Origin of the sequence: Microcystis sp. M53602_WE12 (assembly GCF_030065455.1) — a bacterium.
GTDB classification, from domain to species: domain Bacteria; phylum Cyanobacteriota; class Cyanobacteriia; order Cyanobacteriales; family Microcystaceae; genus Microcystis; species Microcystis aeruginosa.
The window spans coordinates 1-2804 of sequence record NZ_JASJFB010000341.1; the positions used below are offsets into that span (position 1 = coordinate 1).

Below are 2804 nucleotides of genomic sequence, written 5' to 3' on the forward strand. Positions count from 1 at the left end.
AGGGTGTGGGGTGTGGGGTGTAGGGTTTTACCGATTTTGAGGTAGTCAGTTACCTAATTTTCAGGGAAAAAGTCCAGGAATTTTACCCCCGATCACTTCAATGGTAGGCACTTTTTGAGGGAAAAAAAGTCTAAAAGCCTTATCCAACAAGGTTTTTAGATTTATTCAGCCAGCCCTAAGTAGTTAAAAATTAACACTACCTCAATTTTCTCAAAAAAATCGACCCGTCGCTAGGCGGGAGACAAAGGGCAAAAGAGCAAAAGAACAGAGGGTTAAACTCCTGGGGAGACACACGCAACCCGAATGATAAAGGTGGTGCGTTACGGCGGATTGTTAATTTGAGTTTTTTGACCGAATTGATAGCCGCAAACACGCACCCTAGACTCTACTAAAAGTGGGAGTTTTTCAACCCAAATTTTCTGGTAAAATGATTAGGGATAATTGGCCAAAACTGTATGGGGATTTAAGCCTGTGATCATCAAAGAGTTAGAAGAGCAACTTCTTGCCCTCAAACCTAGGGAAAAAGTGCAGGTAATCCAGTTACTCGCTCAAAGTCTTGGTGGTGATTGGCAGGGAATTGAGAAAACGCCTAAAGTTTGCGGTGGACAAGCCTGCATTGCCAATACAAGAATTCCAGTTTGGGTGTTAGTAGAAGCTCGTCTTCTTGGTTATAGTGATGCTGATTTATTAACAAGTTATCCAACTATTAAAGCTACGGATTTAGCTAATGCTTGGGTATATGCGGCGGCTCATGAAGATGAGATTGATTTACTCATTGAGCAGAATCAGGCAGTTTAGGGGATGATACTAAATCCGCTTATTAAAAACTGATTATTTATTCTCCGTTTTGCCTGTTGCCTGTTGCCTGTTGCCCCTCCTGATATGTAGCCTATACTCAACGGATTTAGTATTAGATTAAACTGCTTTCAAAAAGGCAAAAGCTGCCTGGGACGCACCCTAAGATATCTGAGGCCAGCAATGCTCTAAAGTTGATAATTTAATTGGGGACAATTTGCCGAAAAAGCTTTTACTTCGTCATCCCATTCTAACTTGAGCGGCGACTGGTATCCATTGTATCATTACCAATATCTTTCGGTCGTCCGCTCCAACGTTTTGCTAGACCGGGTTTTCGCAACAAGGTGACAACTTCTCTGCCACTTTCCGCTTGCTTCTTGCGTAGATCTGCAAAGATTGCATCCAAGTCATAGTTGAAGGACTTGGCATACTCTTCACGGATTCGGTGGATCTCTTCGACGATCTCATCATGAAACATAATCAACCTCCTAACAGTTGGTTGGGTGTACAAAGAATCGGTAACTCGTATCCAAAATCAATGCTGATCTCTGCCAATTTTCTCTGAATTTGAGCATTAGCAATATGCTTACAGTTCCACGTTAACAGATAATCCATACCGTGGACAGTTGCGGCGGCAATGTGGATCGCGTCAACTTTCGCTTTTGGAGGCAGATTACTGCGGGTTAAGAATTGTTTAGCCAAACCTTGTGCAGCTTCGTTCAATGCTAACAAGGGAAAATCACGCAAAATATCCAGCCTTTCGGAGGCGATCGCTGTATCTCCTTTAGTTACTTCCTCTAGGACAGCCTCGGAAGTGTACAGAATAAAGTCGTTTCGACGAAATTCCCACCATTCCCTCGTTATCTCAATATTAGCCGCCACAATAATATCTCTGCTGGGTCGAGCAGTTAGGTAGCCTAAGATACTGGTTTCAATATAGACGCTTTCGCTCACGGCAATAGGAGAAAATCTATCCAACGTCCATCATACCCTATTTAATCTTGGTTCCGAGGGTGTTGGGTAACAGTCGTCAACCCAACTACGGGCTGCTTTCAAAAAGGCAAAAGCTGCCTGGGACGCACCCTAGAAAATCTCAAAAAAAAATCGACCCGCCTTGTTTCAGTTATCAGTTATCAGTTATCAGTTAACAGTGGGGAAAACTGATAACTGTTAACTGTTAACTGTTAACTGATTAGGGGGGGACGCACACCACCCGAAAACCGTAGTCGAAGTTGAAGTAGAGGTAGAGGCGGCGGTAGTTGAAGTTGCGGTAAGCGGAACGGCAGAGATTTGGAAGGCCGTACCAAGAACCGCCCCGCAGTATTTGATAATCATTATCCTTTATCAGCCAAGCACTGCCGTCACTTGGCGCACTTTTATAGCTGTCATGCCAATTGTCTTCGCACCACTCCCAGACATTTCCGTGCATATCATAGAGTCCCCAAGCATTGGGCTTTTTCTGTCCAACCGGATGAGTTGTACCCCCAGAATTTCCTTCATACCAAGCGTAATCTCCTAACTGATTAGCATCATCACCGAAATAAAAGCGAGTGGTTGTCCCCGCACGACAAGCATATTCCCATTCCGCTTCTGTCGGTAGGCGATAGGTTTTCCCGGTTATTTGACTCAATTTCTGACAAAAGGCTTGAGCGTTGTCCGAACTACTTTCTACCGGATTTTGGGGATTGTTTGAAAAATGAGAGGGATTGTATCCCATTACCGCTTCATATTGTGCCTGAGTCACCGGATATTTCCCGATCGCAAAACTGTTTATTTTAACTGGGTGTTGAGGCTTTTCAAAATCCCTAGCATCGCGATCACTATCAGGAGAGCCCATGAGAAATTGACCTGCTGGTAAGCCTACCATTTCCAGTGTTATTCCCTTGGGTAGGTTTTCGGTAAAGTTTGTCAGTGGAGTTGGCACTACTTTAGGTAACGGTGTAGATGTCACAGTAGCGATAGGTAACTGTGTAGATGTCACATTGGGGACGCACACCACCCGAAAACCG

The 2804-nt window shown here is 44.2% G+C and carries 4 protein-coding genes; 1 reads left to right on the forward strand and 3 read right to left on the reverse strand.

Annotated elements, in window-relative coordinates:
• The first annotated feature begins 471 nt into the window (after positions 1-471).
• Positions 472-798 carry a DUF433 domain-containing protein gene (locus tag PX482_RS12080; protein WP_287170721.1) on the forward strand — a complete coding sequence of 109 codons (327 nt, stop codon included), beginning with the start codon at positions 472-474 and terminating at the stop codon, positions 796-798.
• A 247-nt stretch (positions 799-1045) separates the two neighbouring features.
• Here the strand turns inward: PX482_RS12080 and PX482_RS12085 are convergent, their stop codons facing one another.
• The 3 genes from PX482_RS12085 to PX482_RS12095 form a co-directional block, all read right to left on the reverse strand.
• The gene (locus PX482_RS12085; RefSeq protein WP_288094990.1) at positions 1046-1273 is read right to left on the reverse strand and encodes a hypothetical protein; all 228 of its coding nucleotides are present in this window, start codon (positions 1271-1273) and stop codon (positions 1046-1048) included.
• Positions 1274-1275: 2 nt separating this feature from the next.
• A complete protein-coding gene (locus PX482_RS12090; RefSeq protein WP_043998848.1) occupies positions 1276-1749 on the reverse strand; it encodes a type II toxin-antitoxin system VapC family toxin in 474 nt (157 codons plus the stop codon).
• A 238-nt stretch (positions 1750-1987) separates the two neighbouring features.
• Positions 1988-2804 (reverse strand): formylglycine-generating enzyme family protein (locus PX482_RS12095; protein ID WP_288122475.1); only part of this gene is annotated, 817 nt, incomplete at its 5' end.